The following is a 19,280-nucleotide window of genomic DNA, read 5'->3' as shown; positions in this document are numbered from 1 at the left end:
CTTAAATTTGCTGACGTTTATTACGAGGAAAAATTTGACCTGATTGCAACCTCTATAAAAAAATGCTAAAACAGTATTCTTTTTTCTGGGCAATTTCATTCATATTTTTCGCAAACACTATTTTAAATCTTTAAAAACAAAAGAATTATATGTCTTATTTATTTACATCTGAATCCGTTTCAGAAGGACATCCGGATAAAATTGCCGACCAGATTTCCGATGCATTAATCGATCATTTCTTAGCATACGATAAAAATTCAAAAGTAGCATGTGAAACTCTTGTAACGACCGGACAGGTGGTATTGGCAGGAGAAGTAAAATCTGATGCTTACCTTGATGTACAGACCATTGCCAGAGAGGTAATCAACGGAATCGGTTATACAAAGGGAGAATATATGTTCAATGGAGATTCTTGCGGAGTGATTTCTGCGATCCATGAGCAGTCACCTGATATCAACCAGGGCGTTGACAGAGCTGTAAATGATGAGTCTTTCGAAGCTAAAGCAAATGCACAGGGTGCCGGGGATCAGGGAATGATGTTCGGATATGCAACTAATGAGACGGCTAATTATATGCCTCTTGCACTGGATCTTGCCCACACAATCCTGAAAGAGCTTTCTGCCATCAGAAGAGAAAATAGGGAGATCACTTATCTTCGTCCTGATGCAAAGAGCCAGGTGACAATTGAATATTCTGATGATCATAAACCTATCAGAATTGATTCTATTGTAGTTTCTACCCAGCATGATGACTTTGGAACTGAAGAAGAAATGCTGAACAAGATCCGTGAGGATATCAAAAATATTCTGGTTCCAAGAGTGGTTGCACAGCAAACTGAGGAGATCAAAGCTTTATTTAACGATCAGATCAAATATCATATCAATCCTACAGGAAAATTCGTAATCGGAGGACCTCACGGAGATACCGGTCTTACAGGTAGAAAAATCATCGTGGATACTTACGGTGGTAAAGGAGCTCACGGTGGTGGTGCTTTCTCTGGAAAAGATCCTTCTAAAGTAGACAGAAGTGCTGCGTATGCAACAAGACATATTGCTAAAAATTTAGTGGCTGCAGGAGTAGCTGATGAAGTTTTGGTACAGGTTTCTTATGCTATTGGAGTAGCTGAGCCTTGTGGTTTATACATCAATACTTACGGAACGGCAAAAGTAGATCTGCATGATGGAGATATTGCGAAAAAAGTTTCTGCTATTTTTGATTTAAGACCTTATGCTATTGAGCAGAACTTAAAATTAAGAAATCCTATTTATCAGGAAACAGCTTCTTACGGACACATGGGTAAAGAGCATTATGTAGCTGATAAAACTTTCAACAAAGGACATAAAAATGAGCTTACATTGAAAGATCTTGAATTCTTCACCTGGGAGAAACTTGACAAAGTAGAAGAGATTAAAACCGCTTTTGGAATTTAATTTCTCTTTAAACAATAATAAATGAACTGCTTTATCTCTGGATAAGGCAGTTTTTTTTAATTTTACACCTTATAATATAGAAAGATGATGAATTTTAGAACTGTAGTTGCCATCCTGTCTCTGTTTTTACTAAGTACAGCCGTAAAAGCTCAATATACCATGCATAAAATGATCAGTGTGGGCTATACCTACCAGAATCAAAGTTTTGGCGAAGTAGGAGGTAAATTGCTTTTCCTTAAAAATGATGATTTGATCTACAGATTGGGAGGGTCTGCAATGATGGGATCTGTGGATTCCAAATTTGCCATTATGCCGAAACTGCAGGCTGATGTTCTTCTTAATTTTGAAAAGAATGTGGATTTCTATCATTCATATTATTTTTTAGCAGGTGTTGAAGGAACTAATAAATATATTGCTCCTAAGATTGGAGTTACCTTATTTGGTATGCTGGATCTTACAGGCGGATATGCCTTTCCTATTGGAGATACCCGTCTGAACGGGAAAGAAATGAAAGGGCTTAATGTTAATTTTACATTAAATATCCCTACTGTCTTTATTCACGACATGTTTAAGTGATTTTTTTTAGATTTTTCTCTATAAAATTTAATAATAGGTTAACAGTTATTAAAAAATTATTATATTTACATCATAATAATTTGTACCGCCTATAGAATAGACTCTACTCTAGAACTGTTTTGTTGATACAGCAAAGGCCAGATGAAATATCTGGAGGAATGCCTGTCTGCGAATTATTTATATTGAGAAGAGTTATGAAATCAAAATCGGATAGTTTACTAATTTCCCTTTACCAAAAAGGAGACGAGGGCGCATTATCAACCCTCATTCACCGACATCAGAGAGAACTGTTTACATTCATTTTTTACAAAATTAATGATGAAGATTTAGCCAACGATATCTTTCAGGATACATTCATGAAGATTATTGTGATGCTAAAAGAAGGGCGCTACAACGAAGAAGGTAAATTTATTCTTTGGGCGAAAAGAATTTCCCACAATTTAATCATCGATCATTTCAGGTCAAAAGCCAAGAATATCAAAGTTTCAGAAACTACTTTTGAAACGGATGAGTATTCTATTTTTGATTTAATCAGAGAACCTTCGGAGAATATTGAAGATCAGCTGGTGACCAATCAGATTCAGGAGGATCTTCTGAAGATGCTGCAGTTTTTGCCACAAAACCAGCAGGAGGTCATAAAACTGAGGTTTTTTGATGGCTTGAGTTTCAAAGAAATTGCAGATCATACGGAGATGAGCATTAATACAACATTAGGCAGAGTAAGATATGCTTTGATAAACCTGAGAAAAATCATGGATGAAAATAATATAATATTGACCAGGTAAATAATATTTCAAATAAATTCACGTTTTAAAGAAAAACATACTTCGCCTATGAAAAAAAATGATTCTTTAAAAGTGAAAACTTTGAAACCTAAGAAACAAACAATCGATTTTTTGCTCAACTTTTCTAAAAGCCTTGAAATTGTCAAAAGCAAGAGCAAGAATTACCCTGTCTCGAAAAATTAAAATTACTAACTTTGTGCTGTATGAAAATGCAGCACGTTTTTTTTGACCTGGACAATACGCTCTGGGATCATCGCAGAAATGCCTATCTTACCATCAAAGACCTTTTTGAAAAGCAGGAAATCACTTCAAAGTATCACATTGACTTTGAGGAATTTCACTCTGTTTATCATGATATCAACGAAGAATTATGGGAAAAGATCAGAGACGGAATTATTGGCAAAGAGTATTTGAGAGAACACCGTTTTTATGATTCATTCAAACATTTTGGAATAGATAATAAGGAGCTTGCCTCTTATTTTGAAGAAAACTTCCTTGATAATATTGTGAGTCATAACGAACTGGTAGAAGGAGCAGAGGATGTTCTGGAATATCTGAAAGCGAAAAATTATACATTACACATCATTTCCAACGGATTTCAGGAGGTGACAGAAAGAAAATGTACATTATCCGGAATTGCACCCTATTTTAAAACGATTACCAGTGCAGATTCTGTAGGCGTAAGAAAGCCTAATCCAAGGATTTTTGAATATTCTCTCGGGCTTTCTGAAGCAAGAAAAGAAGAAAGTATCCTGATTGGTGACGATTGGATTGCAGATGCAATGGGTGCTACAGATTTCGGAATGGATGCTATTTTCTTCGATGTATATAAAGAAGATAAACAGAAGGAAGGACTAAAAGCTATTACCCATCTTCAGCAGATTAAAGAATACTTATAAACATAAGAACATAAGTTCACAATATAAAAGCCATTAAGATCATCTTAGTGGTTTTTTTGTTGTAATATTTTCTAAAAAATCAACGCAGACATCTGTGGTTAAATCTTAAATTTTACCGTATTTATTTTTGCCGAAATCATTTTCCCAATTCTTTCCCAAATTGATGATGAACTTTGCTTCAGAATAACAACAGAAAAATGTAATCATATGAAAAATGTAAAGAAAATCACAGGAGTATTGATGATCATGTTTTTATTGATGGGAAGTTTTATTTCTGCACAGGATAGAGCAATCTCTCCCAATCAGTTGCCGAAAACAGCAAAAAACTTTCTTGCTGTCCATTTTAAAGGTATACCTGTAAACTCAGCCATAGAAGACAGGGAAATCTATGGAGTTGATGAATACAAAGTATATCTGACCAATGGAATGAAAATGGAGTTCGACAGCAGCGGAAACTGGAAAGAAGTAGATGGCAAGCACCAGAAAATTCCATATGGCTTTATTCCGGTATCTATCAGAAATTACAGTACGAAGAACTTTCCTAATACCTACATCATTAAAATAGAAAAGAAAAGATGGTCATATAAAGCAGAGCTTTCCAATGGACTGGAACTTGAATTTGACCGAAACGGGAACTTCAAAAAGATCGACGATTAACACTAACACTAAACGCTAAATTTTAATATTATGGTCAACTGGAATATAATAAACAGCAACGGAAGAAAGATTTCTTCTGCTCAGATCAGAAAGAATATAGTTTCATTTATGACAAGGAATTATCCTGGCAGTATCATTGACTCTATTGAAAAAAAATACAATGCTTACAAAATTCATTTGATGAATGGTCTGTATCTTGTTTTTGATGCAGACGGCCGAAATGTGAAATCAAATTAGATTACTTATGAAAAGAGATCTGAGAGAAAAGGGCAGAGCGCATTTCCATTTTGTAGATATCTTATCGGTAATTTATCATATCACTCTTATACTGATCATATTCTCGTAGACTTTCAGATGGGTATCTCTGCCTCCGGCTTCCCTCCTTATAATTTCCTATATTTGATATAAGTTAACCATGCAGCAGAGTAAATAGATCCAGAAATATGAAGATTTTAATAATAGAAGATGAACCCGAACTGAAAGATACCGTACAGAATTTTCTGGAAGCAGAACATTTCATTGTGGAATACGCGGAGAATTACAGTGCCGGGCTGGAAAAAATTATTTCTTACGAATACGACTGTATTTTACTCGATATAATGCTGCCTGACGGAAATGGTATAGATCTGTTGAAGGAGATCAAAAAAATGCATAAGAAAGATCCGGTGATCATCCTTTCTGCTAAAGACTCTGTGGACGATAAGGTTGCAGGTTTGGAAATAGGAGCTGATGATTATCTGGCAAAGCCTTTTCACCTTGCCGAACTTCTGGCCAGAATCAAATCTGTGATCAGAAGAAAAAATCAGGATGGAGAAAATATCATCCGTTACAAAAATATAAGCATTGATCCGGAGAGCAGAATTGTGAAAGTAGGGAATGGAGAGCTTATCCTGAACCGTAAAGAATATGATCTTTTGTATTATTTTGTGATTCATCCTGAAAAGACTTTGCAGAAAACAACATTGGCTGAAGCTATTTGGGGAGATTATATCGATCAGGCGGATAGTCTCGATTTTATTTATTCCCAGATTAAGAATCTTCGTAAAAAATTGAAAACTCTCCATGCAGAAGCAGATTTTCAGGCGGTATACGGAATAGGATATAAATTGATCTGATGAAGACTTCATTAAAATATTACACTATAAAGTACCTGATCATGATCCTGCTGCTGATTATAGCAGTTTGGGCAGGGCTTTTTTATGCCTATATCCTGGATGAAGTACATGATAATGTAGATGATGGTTTAAGGGACAGAAAAATACAGATTATCAAAGCTGTTTATCTTAATCCGCAGCTTTTGAAGAATAATGAGTTTGGATTCAATGAATTTAAAATCAATCCTATTAAAGTTGAAGAATATCAAAACAAAAGCAGGCTTTATAATAAAATGTATTACATGGAGTATGATGATAAAGACCAGCCTTACAGAGTTCTGGAAGCAGACTTTATCGATCAGTTCAAAGGGCATCAGCGGCTTGTTATAAGAACTTCAACGGTGGAGGAAGATGAATTGATATATGACCTTACCACTGCCCTGATTGTGCTTTATATTCTTTTGGTGATAAGTATAGTGGTAGTCAACGGATATTTGTTGAATAAGGCAATGAAACCCTTCTATCAGATTCTGGATAAGCTTAAAAAATATCAATTTGGAATTCCTTTTTCCCGGGAAAAGTACAATTATAAAATCACTGAGTTTGAAGAATTAGACAAAGCAATCAATGAAATGATTGAACGTAATGAGCTTGTTTTCTATCAGCAGAAGCAGTTTATTGAAAATGCGTCTCATGAACTTCAGACTCCTTTGGCTATTGTGATTAATAAAATTGATCTGATGATCCAGAATGATGATCTGGATAAAAAGAACCTTACTTTTCTTACCGGGGTGAAGAACGACCTGAGAAGAATGGTAGGTTTAAATAAATCTTTATTAATGCTTTCCAAAATTGAAAACAGTCAGTTTAACAAAACTTCAGATGTTGATTTTAACGGAATGGTTACCCAGCTGGTTCAGAATTACGAAGATTTTATCGCTTTTAAAAAAGTAGAGGTCAGTATTATTGAGAAAGGAAAATTTATAGCCGATTTCAATCAGGATCTGGCAGATATTCTGTTGTCGAATCTTCTTAAGAATGCCGTCAAATACAATAATGAGGAAGGTATTCTAAACATTATCATTGAAAATAACAGAATAACATTTCAAAATAGTGGAAGCCCTGTGCCTCTGGATACGACAAGGATATTTAACAGATTCTATAAGCAGGGTTCAGATCATACTTCTACTGGATTGGGGCTGTCTATCGTTAAAACTATTATCAGGCAGTATCCGGGATGGGAAATTAACTATGAATATGCAGATCATATACATTACTTTATTCTCACTAAAAATAACAGCAGCTATATTAAATAGAAAAGCCTTTCAAAACGAAAGGCTTTCTTATGATAAAAAACTTAGCATTAAAATCCTAAGCTTGTTCTTACTCTTTTAAGAGTTTCCTGAGCAATAGGTCTGGTTTTCTCAGCTCCCTGTTGCAGCTTTGCCTCAAGCTCATCAAGATTGTTCATATAGTAGTTGAACGTTTCTCTTTCCTTCTCAAAACGTACCAGAATCAAATCCAGTAATTCCTTTTTAGCATGTCCGTACCCGAAGTTTCCGGCAAGATACTTAGCTCTTAATTCCTCGGTTTGTTCCGGAGTAGCAATCAGCTGATAAATGGCAAAAACTTTATCCGTTTCAGGATCTTTAGGGTCTTCTAAAGCTTTAGAATCCGTTTCAATGCTCATCACCTGTTTTTTAAGTTCCTTTTCCGGTAAGAAAATATTGATGATATTTCCTCTGGATTTTGACATTTTCTGGCCATCTGTTCCGGGAACATATTTGGTGTCTTCCTGAAGTTCAGACTGTGGCAATACAAGAATTTCACCCATCTGATTGTTGAATCTTGACGCGACATCTCTGGCGAACTCCAGGTGCTGAAGCTGATCTTTTCCAACAGGAACAATCTCTGCATCATACAGCAAAATATCTGCAGCCATCAGAATAGGGTAAGTAAACAAACCTGCATTCACATCCTGAAGTCTGTCCGCCTTATCCTTAAATGAATGAGCCAATGTTAATCTTTGATAAGGGAAAAAACATGATAAATGCCAAGAAAGTTCACAGGTTTCAGCGATATCGCTTTGTCTGTAGAAATATGTTTTTTCAGTATCCAGTCCACAAGCAAGCCAAGCCGCAGCAATCTCGTAGGTATTTTGTCTTAAAGTCTGCGCATCCTTAATCTGTGTAAGTGTGTGAAGATTCGCAATAAATAAAAATGATTCATTTCCTTCCTGCTTGGATAGTTCGATCGCAGGAATAATGGCCCCTAATAAATTTCCAAGATGGGGTGTTCCGGTGGCTTGAATGCCGGTAAGAATTCTTGACATTGTTTACAATTTATATTTAAAAAATTAATGAATAGCAAATTTACGAGGTTTGAGGGGAATAACGAAAGATAAAAGATAAAAGATAAAAGATAAAAGATAAAAGATAAAAGATAAAAGATAAAAGATAAAAGATAAAAGATAAAAGATAAAAGATAAAAGATGTTGTTATTAAAATTCAATAGGGGTGGGCTTTAGCCCAGCCAGCTTAAAATTCAACATCCATCCATTGGCTTTAGCCAAAATCAATCAATCTTTCTCAATCATCTGTGACCATTCGTGCAATCCGTGGTTGAAAAAAATTAAGGAATCGCAATCTTCTCCCCTCCGAATTTCGGTTCTACTCCGAAAAGAAGATCCCAATATGCCTTAGCTTTGGCTGCATACTCTCTCATATTAGTCTTTAACCCTGCATACTTATTCACATCAGCTGCATTGTACCCAAAGGCTTCCATTCCATTTTTTCGGGCCAGAAAAACGGCTCTTTCATTATGGAACTTCTGAGAAATGATGATAAGTTTTGTCTGGCTGAAAATATCCTTGGCTCTTACTACAGAATCCAGTGTCCTGAATCCGGCATGGTCTAAAATAATTTTATCCTTTGGAACTCCTTCCTGTATCAATGCAAACTGCATATCCTCAGGTTCATTATAATCTTTGGTACTGTTGTCGCCACTGACAATAATGTATTGTATTTTTCCGCTTTTGTATAAATCAGCTGCAGCTTTTATTCTGTTGTAGAAATAAGCATTTGGCTGTCCGTTGTTCAGAAGTTTCCCGGTTCCCAGCAATAAACCTGTTTTGGCTTCAGGCAGATCAGCAATATTATAAGAAACGAAAGACTCACTCTCTTTTTTGATGCTGTAATTCGCCCAGGTAATAAAAATAATTCCTGCAACCAGAAGAAGCAGGAAAATTTTAAAAATATTTTTGATTATTTTTTTCATCCGAAATACATCATTTTAAAACTCCAGGCCGTTCGGGAAAGCTTTTTTTCTGAATATCAATAAGAATGCTGCCCCTACAGTAATCGCAGAATCCGCAACATTGAAAATATATTTGAAGAACTCAATGTGTTTTCCGCCTATCAAAGGCCAGCTTTCAGGAACATACCAGTCTACCAGCGGGAAGTGCAGCATGTCTACCACACATCCTTTCATAAACGAAGAATACCCATGTCCAAAAGGAACAAGCTTAGAGACTCCACCGTAATCCAGCCATCTGTCAACACTGGCATCATAAATGCTTCCGCTGTCGAAGATCATTCCGTAGAACATTCCGTCAATAAGGTTTCCTATCGCCCCTGCAAAAATGATTGCCATTGGAATCAAAAGATAGTTGGAGGCACCTTCTTTTAACCATTTTTTAAACATATACAGCATTCCTCCGATCAGGAAAATTCTTAGGATAACAAGAAAATATTTTCCGATAATACCTCCGAAATGAAACCCGTAAGCCATTCCCGGATTCTCAACAAAAGTAAGTTTGAAACCCGGAAAAACAGAAACACTGTCACCCAGTCCAAAATGAGTTTTAATATAAATTTTTGAAGCCTGGTCAATTAACAACACTAAAAAGGTTATCGCTAAAATCTTTTTCATTACTGTCCTTTAGGTTTTGAAGGCTTTGCTGCCGGCTTTACATTTTTGTTGTCGCTTGCTTTCTTGACTACTTTCTGTCCGTTGAACGAGCTTTTAACGTGAGCTTTTTCAAATTTAATGCCCATTTCCTTCAGAACACTTTTCAGTGCACTCAGCTCCATAGAATTTTTAGGATGTACTATGATAGATTCCATTTCTTTTATTTAATTGTTACATTTTAGACAGTTCATCGAGTCTCTTTCTGTCTTTCTCAGAGAGATCATTCACTCCGTTTTTGCCCATTTTGCTCAGAAGTCTGTCGATTTCTTTCTCCCGCTCCCGTTTATCAGAATTGAATTGATCATCAATAGTATAGTTTCTCTGCGGATCAGGAAAAAATCTGTTTTTGATCCATGCTCTGTTGAAAAACAACAATACTCCTGCGATGATAACGCCCAAAATTAATAATTCGCTCATGGGTATACATTAAAAATTAGGTTTATAAAGTATCCGTAAATACGATATAAACCCAATATTATTTTACAAACCTTACGGCTATTTCTGCATATTTTTCGCTTCGATGCTCAGCGTAGCGTGAGGAACAGCCAGAAGTCTTTCCTTAGGAATCAGTTTTCCTGTCACTCTGCAAACACCGTACGTTTTGTTTTCGATTCTGATCAAAGCATTTTTAAGATCACGCACGAATTTCTCCTGTCTTCCTGCCAAAATAGAATTCTGCTCTTTGCTTAACGTTTCTGCTCCTTCTTCAAAAGCTTTGAAAGTAGGAGAGGTATCATCCGTCCCGTTATTCTGGTCATTGATGAAACTTTCTCTGATAAGCTGAAGATCTTTTTCTGCTTTTTCTATTTTTTCTTTAATGATCGCTTTAAATTCCTGTAAATCAGCATCGCTGTATCTAACTCTTTCGTCTGACATATTCTTTCTCTTTTTTAATAAAATTATGAAATGGAATTTGAAATACAATAACTACATGTTAATTTTTTTCAATATTTATCTTAAAATTAACCTCATCTATTTCGATTTCGTTAAAATTTGAAAGTGAAGATACAATTTCTATTTTATTTGACAAGACTTCAGAAGAAATATATTCCTCATTTTTCTTAATATCATTCAAGAAAGGAGAGCTTTCTTCCAATGCAATTGAAATTTTGTCTGTCAGTTCAAAGTCTTTGTCTTTTCGCAGGTTTTGAATTCTGTTAATGAACTCTCTTGCGATCCCTTCAGATTTTAACTCATCGGTTAAGGTCAAATCTAATGCCACAGTTGTTTTTCCGTCAGAAGTTACTGTCCATCCCGGGATATCTTTGGTAGAAATCTCTACATCATCAAGGGTAATTTCATATCCCTGAACATCTGTTTTTCCTTCTTTTTCTAGACGGGTAATCTGTTCTGCACTAAGATTAGCAATCTCTGCACCTACCATCTTCATGTCTTTTCCTAATTTAGGACCAAGCGCTTTGAAGTTAGGTTTTATCTGCTTTACAATTAAGTGGGATGCTTCTTCAGCATTAATTAACTGTAATTCTTTTACGTTTACCTCCTGCTTGATCAGGTCTGCAACAGCAAGAATCTGTTCTTCTGTTTTAGAATCCAATACAGGAACCAATACTTTCTGTAACGGCTGACGAACTTTTACATTTTCTTTCTTTCTCAGAGAGAAGACCATACTTGTAATGTTCTGAGCCAAATGCGTTTTTTCAACCAGATCCTGATCAATTAAGTTTTCATCAGCTACCGGGAAATCAGTAAGGTGTACAGATTCACAGTTTTCTTTTCCTGTTACTTTATTCAGGTCCTGGTACAATTGATCCATAAAGAATGGAGCAATAGGAGCGGAAAGCTTGGCTACTGTTTCAAGACAAGTGTATAAAGTCTGGTAAGCAGAGATTTTGTCATCAGAATATTCTCCTTTCCAGAAACGTCTTCTGCATAGTCTTACATACCAGTTACTCAGGTTGTCATTCACAAAAGTGCTGATCGCTCTTGCTACTCTTGTCGGTTCATAATCTTCATAGAATGCTTTTACTTCCTTGATCAGAAGATTCAGCTCAGAAAGGATCCATCTGTCGATTTCAGGACGGTTTTCCACTTCTTTTTCTGAATAGTTGAAGCCATCCACATTCGCATACAAAGCAAAGAATGAATATGTATTGTAAAGGGTTCCGAAGAACTTTCTTCTTACTTCGTCGATTCCTTCAATGTCAAACTTCAGGTTTTCCCAAGGGTTGGCATTGGAGATCATATACCAACGGGTAGCATCCGGCCCGTAAACAGCAAGTGTTTCGAATGGATCTACAGCATTTCCTAAACGTTTTGACATCTTTTGTCCGTTCTTATCCAGAACAAGACCGTTACTCATTACATTTTTGTAAGCAACTGAATCAAACACCGCAGTTCCGATGGCGTGAAGCGTATAGAACCATCCACGGGTCTGGTCAACACCTTCCGCAATGAAATCAGCCGGGAATGCTTTGTTATTGTCAATTAATTCTTTGTTTTCAAAAGGATAATGCAACTGTGCATAAGGCATAGACCCTGAATCGAACCAAACATCAATCAGGTCGCTCTCACGTTTCATTGCTTTTCCTGAATCAGAAACCAATACCACTTTGTCTACTACATTTTTGTGAAGATCCACAAGCTCATAGTTAGACTCTGCCATATTTCCGATGATGAAACCTTTAAACGGATTTTCAGTCATCAGTCCAGCTGCAATTGATTTTTCGATTTCGTTGTATAACTCTTCTACAGAACCTATGATTTTTTCTTCTTTCAGGTCATCCGTTCTCCATATTGGCAACGGAATACCCCAATATCTTGAACGGGATAAGTTCCAGTCATTTACATTTTCCAGCCAGTTGGCAAAACGTCCCTCTCCGGTAGCTTTTGGCTTCCAGTTGATCTCTTTGTTCAGGTTAACCAATCTGTCTTTTACAGCGGTCATTTTCACAAACCATGAATCCAGCGGGTAATACAATACCGGTTTGTCTGTTCTCCAGCAGTGTGGATAAGAGTGGACATATTTCTCTACTTTGAAGGCCTTGTTCTCCGTTTTCAACAGGATCGCAAGTTCTACATCCCATGATTTCTCAGGAGCTGTTCCTTCATCATAATATTCGTTTTTGATATATTTTCCTGAAAACACCTCTGGAACATTTTCTCCTTTGATGAATCTCCCCTGTAAATCTACCAATGGGACAAGGTTGTCATTTTCATCTTTTACCAACATAGGAGGGATCTCAGGCTGAGCCATCTTAGCAACTCTCGCATCATCTGCACCAAAAGTAGGTGCTGTGTGTACGATACCGGTACCGTCTTCTGTTGTTACGAAATCTCCTAAGATAACTCTGAACGCATTCTCAGGATTATCGTTTGGTGTAAACCACGGAACTAATTGCTCATATCTTGTGTCAACTAGTTTTTCTCCGGTAAATTCTTTTAATATTCTGAAAGGAATTACTTTAGTCTCCGGAGTATAGTTGGCAAAATCCTCATCTGTACCTTCTGCATATTTTTTACCGAAAACTTTAGGTAAAAGAACACTTGATAAAACTACAGTTACAGGTTCAAATGTATACTGATTGAAGGTTTTAACCAAAACATATTCAATATCTCTTCCTACGGTAAGAGCCGTATTGGATGGAAGCGTCCACGGAGTTGTCGTCCATGCAAGGATATGTACATCCCCGTCAACATCGTTGAACAATGCCGAAGAGTCTTTCTTCACTTTAAACTGAGCCACAACGGTAGTGTCAGAAACATCACGATAGGTTCCAGGCTGGTTAAGCTCATGAGAAGAAAGTCCTGTTCCTGCTTTTGGAGAGTAAGGCTGGATCGTGTAACCTTTGTACAATAAGTTTTTATCATACAATTGCTTCAACAGCCACCAAACGGTTTCCATATATTTTGACTTGTACGTGATGTACGGATCATCAAGGTCTACCCAATATCCGATTTTCTCCGTAAGGTTATTCCAGACATCGGTATAACGCATTACTGCTTCACGACAAGCTTTGTTATAGTCTTCAATAGAGATTTTTTTGCCAATATCTTCTTTAGTGATTCCTAATTCTTTTTCTACACCCAGTTCCACAGGAAGACCATGCGTATCCCAGCCTGCTTTACGAAAAACCTGCTTTCCGTTCTGAGTCTGGTAACGGCAGAAAATATCTTTCAATGCTCTTGCCATTACGTGGTGAATTCCAGGCATACCGTTTGCTGAAGGCGGACCTTCATAAAAAACAAACTCAGGATTTCCCTGACGAATCTCAACACTCTTATTGAAGGTTTTATTTTGTTTCCAAAATTCCGCTACATTCTCTGCTACGTCAATAAGGTTGAGGTTTTTGTATTCTTTAAATTGGCTCATTGTAAATATCTCAATATCGTTGATTAATTAAGTCTGCAAATTTACTAAAATTTGTCGGTTTATAATATATGTTTTATTTTGATATCATCTATTAAAAAGTTCAATTTCAGAAATATAAATAAAATGTAGGGTAAAAGTGAATGGTGAATGGTGAATAAGTGAATTTTTCTGGGTGTTATTTATATAAAATTTAGCGTAATTTATTCAATAAGCGCGGGCTTTAGCCCGCTTAAACAATAAAGGCAAATCCAAGGCTTAATGATTGCGCAAAGTTCATAAAGATCGTAAGAATGGGTTAACATTGTTCGCAAAGGCGTTTCATTCAGCAGATGAATACGGGTAAAAAACAAAATTGGTTTGAAAAAGGCTAGTGCAGCAACCGCTTATTGGCCGGAATTTTGTACATTTAAGTAGACCTATAAACCCAAATGCTGTATGAAAATCTTTACCAAACTGATGGTTGCTATCTGTTTTATCCATACCATCATCATAAACGCTCAGAATAATTATCCTCAAAACTATTTCCGTAACCCGTTAAACATTCCCATGCAGTTGGCGGCTAATTTTGGTGCTATCAGGACGAACCATTTTCATATGGGACTTGACTTAAGAACCAACAGTCAGGAAAATTTACCGGTTCTGGCTGCAGCAGAAGGCTATGTAAGCAGGATAAAAGTAGAAAGATATGGTTTCGGTAATGCAATCTACATCACTCATCCCAACGGTTATACCACAGTATATGCCCACCTGAATAAATATTTCAATAAACTTGATGAATATGTAAAGGAAAAGCAGTACAAAGACGAAAAGTGGGAACAGGATATTACCTTTCAACCCGGGCAGTTTCCAGTGGAAAAAGGACAACAGATTGCATTGAGTGGAAATACAGGAGGTTCGGCGGGTCCGCACCTGCATTTTGAGATAAGGGATACCAAAACAGAAGAATGCCTTAATCCTCTATTGTTTGGATTTAATATTCCGGATTCTGTAGCTCCCATTATCAGTGGATTGTATTGGTATGACCGTAGATTCAGTACATATGAGCCCGGAGCAAACGGAATTGCAGTGAAAAAAGCGGGAAGTAGTTACACTGCAGATGCTGTAAGAGTCAGTTCACCGAAGATAAGTTTCGGAATTAAAGCTGTAGATAAAGCTAATCAGGGATTTAATCTTGGGATTTATAATGCTGAACTATTGATGGATGGTAAACTGATGTACAGTTTTAAAATTGATAAAGTACATTATGATGATACCCGATATATCAATGGTTGTATAGATTATACGAAATTCATCAGAGACAAAGTAGGAATTCAGCATCTGTCTGCTTTGCCGGGGATGAAACTGCAAAATTATAGCGTGCCTGAACTTTCAGGAATTATCAATCTTCAGGATGAAGATGTTCACAATATCGAAATTGTTGTAAAGGATGTAAAAGGTAATACGAGCAGATTAACTGCCAGAGTTCAGTTGAGTAATGCAGGAAGCGGAATTGCATCTTCAGGTAAAACAGTTGTACCTAATGAAGGAAAAACGCTAACAACGGAAAATGCAGAAATCAGTTTCAGTAAAAATGCACTCTATGATGCTGTAAATTTCAATGCCTATGAAAAAACGTCCGCTAATCCGGATGCAGCTTCGAACAGTATTGTTTTGCATAATCCATATATTCCTGTTCATGATGACTATACTTTGAAAATAAAAACCAATAGGAAATTATCCAATGCAGAAAAAGACAAAGCTGTTATTATTCTTGATTACGGAAGTGACAAAGATTTTGTAAAAGCAAAATGGAATGCTGACCAGGCAGAAGGACGATTTAACAGATTGGGTACAGCGCAGTTGGTGATTGATAATACTCTGCCATCCGTTTCGCCAGGTTGGAATGATGGTGCTTTGGTCAGCAGTAGTTCTTTGAGACTAAAAGGAACAACAAAAGTGGGAGATATTGTTTCATTCCGGGCCGAACTGGACGGAAAGTGGCTAAGGTTTGCCCGTGTAAAAGATGATTTTGTGTATATCTTTGATGAAAAATGTTCAAAAGGATCAGGCTCTCATACTCTAAAAGTAACCACGATCAATACCGCAGGAAATACCAACACACAAATTTTTACATTCCGTAGATAAATAATCTTTAATGTTTCAATCTTTCAATCTTTTAATTTTAATTAAATAAATTTGCTTTTTAAAAATTAAAATCATTGGAATTTCATCCGTCAATTGAGAAAGCAGGGATTCAGGAAATCAAAAAATTTCAGGAAGAAAAACTTCATGAACTTTTGGTCTACCTGGAAAGCCATTCGCCTTTTTATCAGAAGCTCTTTAAAGAAAATAATATTAATACTGCTGACATTCTTACGCTGGAAGATCTTCAGAAGATTCCTACCACCACAAAGAATGATCTTCAGCAGCACAATCATGATTTTTTCTGCATAACACCTGATAAAATTGTTGATTACAGTACCACTTCCGGAACATTGGGAGATCCTGTGACATTCGGATTGTCCGACGGTGATCTTGAAAGACTTGCCTATAATGAAGCGATTTCTTTTGCCTGTGCAGGAATTCAGAAAGGAGATGTTGTGCAGATGATTACCACCATCGACAAACGTTTTATGGCAGGACTTGCTTATTTTTTAGGCTTAAGAAAAATGGGGGCAAGTGTGGTGAGAATGGGACCGGGAATTCCTGAACTGCAATGGGATTCTATTTTCAGATACAAACCAAAATACCTGATTACAGTGCCTTCTTTTCTGCTGAAAATGATTGACTATGCCGAAAAACACGGTTTGGATTATAAAAATTCAAGTGTGTATGGAGCTGTGTGTATTGGAGAAAGCATCAAAAATCAGGATTTTACAGATAATATTCTTTCCCAGAAGATCAAAGAAAAGTGGGATATAAAGCTTTTTTCCACCTATGCTTCTACCGAGATGAGCACCGCTTTTACAGAATGTGAATTTCAGATCGGAGGACATCACCATCCGGAACTGATCATTACAGAAATTCTGGATGATGAAGGCAATCCTGTAAAAGAAGGAGAGAGTGGTGAGCTTACCATTACAACTTTAGGGGTGGAAGCCATTCCTTTATTGAGATTTAAAACAGGTGATATCGTAAAAGCTCACTATGAGCCGTGCCAATGTGGAAGGAATACGATGAGGTTAGGACCTGTGATAGGTAGAAAACAGCAGATGATCAAATATAAAGGAACAACGCTGTATCCGCCGGCAATGAATGATATCCTGAATGATTTCAACAATATTTTATGCTATCAGATTGTTATTCAGGCCAACGAAATAGGACTTGATGAAATTATCATCAAATTAAGCACAGAAGAAGGGCATGAGACTTTTGTAAATGAAGTCAGAGATCACTTCCGGGCAAAATTGAGAGTAAGCCCAAAAATTGAAATCATTGATTTTGATATATTATCTAAAACAGTTTTTAATCCAAACAGCAGGAAACCAATCACATTTATTGATTTAAGATAAATTTAAAATAAAGAGTCAATAGAAACTTTCTTTTATAATATCTTTGGGCTCTTAAAATAAAAGCTAATACCCTATGAAAAAATTATTATTGCTGGTCTTTTTAGTTATCATGACTACAGCTTTCGGACAGGAGAAAATGAAAATAGTTGCCGGAAGTCTGGGTGTTTTGAAAGATCAGACCGAAGTAAATGTTGAGGTGAAATTTGAGAATGTACTATTTATGAAAGAAAATATTACAGAAGCTCAATACCTCGAAAACAGAAAAAAACAAGTTATTGAAAATCCCAAAAGAGGCGAAGAAGCCTGGAAAAAATGGATTGAAGAATGGGAAAAATATAAAAAGGAATATTATGTGGATTATTTCGCAAAAGGATTGAATAAAACTTACAAAAATATTTCATTTAAAAAAGACGCAGCCGCAAAATATACCCTGTTGGTGGAGACAAATTGGATTTTTCCTGGCTGGCATGCCGGAATTACAGCAATGACTGCCGAAATAACCGGGAAAATAAAACTGGTGGAAACCGATAATCCTTCTACTGTTTTAGCAGAAATAGAGCTTAAAAAGTTTGATAAATTTGTGCAAAATGAAGAATTTGTAATGGAGTATGGAAGAATAGCATCAGCTTATGAATCTGTCGGAAGGTATTTGGGAAGAGAAATCAAAAAATCTTTAAAATAAAAAAAACGGTCTGAAAAATTCAGACCGTTTTTTTATGCTTGATTTTGCTGTTCCTGTTTTTCCAGTTTGATCAGGTTCGCAAGATTTTTAATCACTGTATCATGTTTCTTTACGAAAGGATTATCTTTGTTCCAGACATAACCCGCTAAAACTGCACATATCTTTTTCTTTACATCAGGGTTTTCCGGCTGGTGGAAAAATAATTCCTGAAGATTTCCGGTATACCACTCTTTTACATAGGTAGTGAAAACATCCACTCCATATAAAATATAGTCTGTGTATTCCTTCTGCCAGTCAATTTTTTCTCCATTAAGCTGTCTCAAGGCAAGTTTGGCGGCCAGCATTCCTGATTCTGTGGCAAAAGCCATGCCTGATGAAAACACAGGGTCAAGGAATTCTGAAGCATTTCCCGTTAAAGCAAATCCGTCTCCGAATAAACTTTTAACCGAACAAGAATAGTCTTTCAGGTGTTTGGGTTCAAAAAGGAAATCCACATTCCCGAAACGTTTTACATAATAGTCAGAAAGTGAGATTGCCTTTTTTAAAGCTTCAGTGGTATCTCCGTTTTCAGATAATTTGTCGATATATTCAGTAGGGCCTACAATTCCTAAACTTGTGTTTCCGTTAGAAAAAGGAATGACCCAAAGCCATACCTCTGTTTCGATGATGTCAAAAGAAATTAAAGTTCCTTCCTCTCCAGGTTCCCTGTTAATATCATGTACATGCGAGAAAATAGCAGAGTGGGGAGATAGTTTTGAAGGCTTTTCAAGGTCAAGAAGACGAGGTAATACTCTTCCGTAACCGCTGGAATCGATAACAAACTTTGCGTGGATCTCTTTCGTTTCTCCATCTTTACTTCTTACTGTAGTCACAGAATCTGTTCCGTCAAACTTAATATCAATAACTTCAGTTTCGAATTCAAGATCAATTCCTTTATTAATGACTTCCTGAGCAAGTGTATTGTCGAAATCAGCTCTGGGAACCTGCCAGGTCCAGTCCCAGCCTTCCCCGAATTTGTTGCTGAAATCAAAAATGCAGATTTCGTCGCCGCGAAGAAAACGTGCACCAAGCTTTTTTTCAAAGCCCATTTTATCTAATGCAGGGAAAAGTCCGGCCTCATCAAAGTGGTCCATAACCCTCGGAATTAAGCTTTCTCCCACTACCAGTCTGGGAAATTTTGTTTTTTCGACTACTTTCACGTTGACGTTATTCTTCTTTAAGTACGAAGAAGACACGCATCCGGAAGGTCCGGCTCCGATTACAAGAACGTCAACAAATTCTTTGCTCATCTTTGATTTTTTATTTTAATAATAACTTTTATCTTTGCCGCAAAATTAGTGACAAATAATTAATATTTTACAAAATTA

19 protein-coding genes are annotated in these 19,280 nt (G+C 36.5%); 11 read left to right on the top strand and 8 right to left on the bottom strand.

Going from position 1 to position 19,280, the window contains the following annotated elements:
- Window positions 1-149: 149 nt before the first annotated feature.
- The 8 genes from metK (at window position 150) to EL165_RS14440 (ending at window position 6,757) form a co-directional block, all read left to right on the top strand.
- On the top strand, window positions 150-1,430 hold the full coding sequence (gene metK, locus EL165_RS14475; RefSeq protein WP_002983796.1) for a methionine adenosyltransferase: 1,281 nt from the start codon (window positions 150-152) through the stop codon (window positions 1,428-1,430).
- A gap of 84 nt (window positions 1,431-1,514) precedes the next feature.
- The gene (locus tag EL165_RS14470; protein ID WP_002983794.1) at window positions 1,515-2,006 is read left to right on the top strand and encodes a hypothetical protein; all 492 of its coding nucleotides are present in this window, start codon (window positions 1,515-1,517) and stop codon (window positions 2,004-2,006) included.
- A gap of 194 nt (window positions 2,007-2,200) precedes the next feature.
- Window positions 2,201-2,791: an RNA polymerase sigma factor gene (locus tag EL165_RS14465; protein ID WP_002983793.1), complete on the top strand. Its 591-nt coding sequence runs from the start codon at window positions 2,201-2,203 to the stop codon at window positions 2,789-2,791.
- A gap of 203 nt (window positions 2,792-2,994) precedes the next feature.
- Window positions 2,995-3,690, top strand: a complete 696-nt coding sequence (locus EL165_RS14460) for a YjjG family noncanonical pyrimidine nucleotidase (protein ID WP_002983790.1) — start codon at window positions 2,995-2,997, stop codon at window positions 3,688-3,690.
- A gap of 207 nt (window positions 3,691-3,897) precedes the next feature.
- Window positions 3,898-4,347: a PepSY-like domain-containing protein gene (locus tag EL165_RS14455; protein ID WP_002983788.1), complete on the top strand. Its 450-nt coding sequence runs from the start codon at window positions 3,898-3,900 to the stop codon at window positions 4,345-4,347.
- Between the two features lie 30 nt (window positions 4,348-4,377).
- The gene (locus EL165_RS14450) at window positions 4,378-4,584 is read left to right on the top strand and encodes a PepSY-like domain-containing protein (protein WP_002983787.1); all 207 of its coding nucleotides are present in this window, start codon (window positions 4,378-4,380) and stop codon (window positions 4,582-4,584) included.
- A 206-nt stretch (window positions 4,585-4,790) separates the two neighbouring features.
- Window positions 4,791-5,462: a response regulator transcription factor gene (locus tag EL165_RS14445; RefSeq protein ID WP_002983785.1), complete on the top strand. Its 672-nt coding sequence runs from the start codon at window positions 4,791-4,793 to the stop codon at window positions 5,460-5,462.
- Window positions 5,462-6,757 carry a sensor histidine kinase gene (locus EL165_RS14440; RefSeq protein WP_002983784.1) on the top strand — a complete coding sequence of 432 codons (1,296 nt, stop codon included), beginning with the start codon at window positions 5,462-5,464 and terminating at the stop codon, window positions 6,755-6,757. Before EL165_RS14445 ends, EL165_RS14440 begins: the two co-directional genes overlap by 1 nt.
- A gap of 47 nt (window positions 6,758-6,804) precedes the next feature.
- Here EL165_RS14440 and trpS read toward each other — a convergent pair whose 3' ends face one another.
- The 7 genes from trpS to ileS form a co-directional block, all read right to left on the bottom strand.
- Window positions 6,805-7,773 carry a tryptophan--tRNA ligase gene (gene trpS / locus EL165_RS14435; protein ID WP_002983782.1) on the bottom strand — a complete coding sequence of 323 codons (969 nt, stop codon included), beginning with the start codon at window positions 7,771-7,773 and terminating at the stop codon, window positions 6,805-6,807.
- A gap of 299 nt (window positions 7,774-8,072) precedes the next feature.
- The gene (locus EL165_RS14430) at window positions 8,073-8,717 is read right to left on the bottom strand and encodes a SanA/YdcF family protein (RefSeq protein ID WP_002983780.1); all 645 of its coding nucleotides are present in this window, start codon (window positions 8,715-8,717) and stop codon (window positions 8,073-8,075) included.
- A gap of 15 nt (window positions 8,718-8,732) precedes the next feature.
- Window positions 8,733-9,371 (bottom strand): lipoprotein signal peptidase, encoded by a 639-nt coding sequence (locus EL165_RS14425; RefSeq protein WP_002983777.1) that lies wholly within the window; start codon window positions 9,369-9,371, stop codon window positions 8,733-8,735.
- A complete protein-coding gene (locus EL165_RS14420; RefSeq protein WP_002983775.1) occupies window positions 9,371-9,565 on the bottom strand; it encodes a DUF2683 family protein in 195 nt (64 codons plus the stop codon). The genes EL165_RS14425 and EL165_RS14420 overlap by 1 nt, the downstream gene beginning before the upstream one ends.
- 16 nt (window positions 9,566-9,581) lie before the next feature.
- Window positions 9,582-9,827, bottom strand: a complete 246-nt coding sequence (locus EL165_RS14415) for a DUF6576 domain-containing protein (RefSeq protein WP_002983773.1) — start codon at window positions 9,825-9,827, stop codon at window positions 9,582-9,584.
- A gap of 78 nt (window positions 9,828-9,905) precedes the next feature.
- Window positions 9,906-10,286, bottom strand: a complete 381-nt coding sequence (locus tag EL165_RS14410) for a TraR/DksA family transcriptional regulator (protein ID WP_002983772.1) — start codon at window positions 10,284-10,286, stop codon at window positions 9,906-9,908.
- Window positions 10,287-10,344: 58 nt separating this feature from the next.
- A complete protein-coding gene (gene ileS, locus EL165_RS14405; RefSeq protein ID WP_002983770.1) occupies window positions 10,345-13,740 on the bottom strand; it encodes an isoleucine--tRNA ligase in 3,396 nt (1,131 codons plus the stop codon).
- A gap of 435 nt (window positions 13,741-14,175) precedes the next feature.
- On the opposite strand from ileS, the gene EL165_RS14400 reads away from it, so the two are divergent.
- The 3 genes from EL165_RS14400 (at window position 14,176) to EL165_RS14390 (ending at window position 17,913) form a co-directional block, all read left to right on the top strand.
- A complete protein-coding gene (locus tag EL165_RS14400) occupies window positions 14,176-15,864 on the top strand; it encodes a M23 family metallopeptidase (RefSeq protein ID WP_002983768.1) in 1,689 nt (562 codons plus the stop codon).
- A gap of 74 nt (window positions 15,865-15,938) precedes the next feature.
- Entirely contained in the window at window positions 15,939-17,231 is a 1,293-nt protein-coding gene (gene flxY, locus EL165_RS14395) for a flexirubin biosynthesis putative acyl-CoA ligase FlxY (protein ID WP_002983766.1), read from the top strand.
- A 73-nt stretch (window positions 17,232-17,304) separates the two neighbouring features.
- Window positions 17,305-17,913 (top strand): hypothetical protein, encoded by a 609-nt coding sequence (locus EL165_RS14390; protein ID WP_126358649.1) that lies wholly within the window; start codon window positions 17,305-17,307, stop codon window positions 17,911-17,913.
- Between the two features lie 32 nt (window positions 17,914-17,945).
- Here the strand turns inward: EL165_RS14390 and EL165_RS14385 are convergent, their stop codons facing one another.
- Window positions 17,946-19,202, bottom strand: coding sequence for an NAD(P)/FAD-dependent oxidoreductase (locus EL165_RS14385; protein WP_002983762.1), 1,257 nt, complete (start codon window positions 19,200-19,202; stop codon window positions 17,946-17,948).
- Window positions 19,203-19,280 lie beyond the last annotated feature (78 nt).

Source organism: Chryseobacterium gleum, assembly GCF_900636535.1.
Taxonomy (GTDB): domain Bacteria; phylum Bacteroidota; class Bacteroidia; order Flavobacteriales; family Weeksellaceae; genus Chryseobacterium; species Chryseobacterium gleum.
The sequence above is the reverse complement of the archived record's forward strand: the minus strand, read 5'-3'. Positions and strand labels throughout refer to the sequence as shown.

Coding starts and splice junctions, on each gene's coding strand:
- metK (WP_002983796.1), top strand. CDS start 150: ATGTCTTATTTATTTACATCTGAATCCGTTTCAGAAGGACATCCGGAT.
- EL165_RS14470 (WP_002983794.1), top strand. CDS start 1,515: ATGATGAATTTTAGAACTGTAGTTGCCATCCTGTCTCTGTTTTTACTA.
- EL165_RS14465 (WP_002983793.1), top strand. CDS start 2,201: ATGAAATCAAAATCGGATAGTTTACTAATTTCCCTTTACCAAAAAGGA.
- EL165_RS14460 (WP_002983790.1), top strand. CDS start 2,995: ATGAAAATGCAGCACGTTTTTTTTGACCTGGACAATACGCTCTGGGAT.
- EL165_RS14455 (WP_002983788.1), top strand. CDS start 3,898: ATGAAAAATGTAAAGAAAATCACAGGAGTATTGATGATCATGTTTTTA.
- EL165_RS14450 (WP_002983787.1), top strand. CDS start 4,378: ATGGTCAACTGGAATATAATAAACAGCAACGGAAGAAAGATTTCTTCT.
- EL165_RS14445 (WP_002983785.1), top strand. CDS start 4,791: ATGAAGATTTTAATAATAGAAGATGAACCCGAACTGAAAGATACCGTA.
- EL165_RS14440 (WP_002983784.1), top strand. CDS start 5,462: ATGAAGACTTCATTAAAATATTACACTATAAAGTACCTGATCATGATC.
- trpS (WP_002983782.1), bottom strand. CDS start 7,773: ATGTCAAGAATTCTTACCGGCATTCAAGCCACCGGAACACCCCATCTT.
- EL165_RS14430 (WP_002983780.1), bottom strand. CDS start 8,717: ATGAAAAAAATAATCAAAAATATTTTTAAAATTTTCCTGCTTCTTCTG.
- EL165_RS14425 (WP_002983777.1), bottom strand. CDS start 9,371: ATGAAAAAGATTTTAGCGATAACCTTTTTAGTGTTGTTAATTGACCAG.
- EL165_RS14420 (WP_002983775.1), bottom strand. CDS start 9,565: ATGGAATCTATCATAGTACATCCTAAAAATTCTATGGAGCTGAGTGCA.
- EL165_RS14415 (WP_002983773.1), bottom strand. CDS start 9,827: ATGAGCGAATTATTAATTTTGGGCGTTATCATCGCAGGAGTATTGTTG.
- EL165_RS14410 (WP_002983772.1), bottom strand. CDS start 10,286: ATGTCAGACGAAAGAGTTAGATACAGCGATGCTGATTTACAGGAATTT.
- ileS (WP_002983770.1), bottom strand. CDS start 13,740: ATGAGCCAATTTAAAGAATACAAAAACCTCAACCTTATTGACGTAGCA.
- EL165_RS14400 (WP_002983768.1), top strand. CDS start 14,176: ATGAAAATCTTTACCAAACTGATGGTTGCTATCTGTTTTATCCATACC.
- EL165_RS14390 (WP_126358649.1), top strand. CDS start 17,305: ATGAAAAAATTATTATTGCTGGTCTTTTTAGTTATCATGACTACAGCT.
- EL165_RS14385 (WP_002983762.1), bottom strand. CDS start 19,202: ATGAGCAAAGAATTTGTTGACGTTCTTGTAATCGGAGCCGGACCTTCC.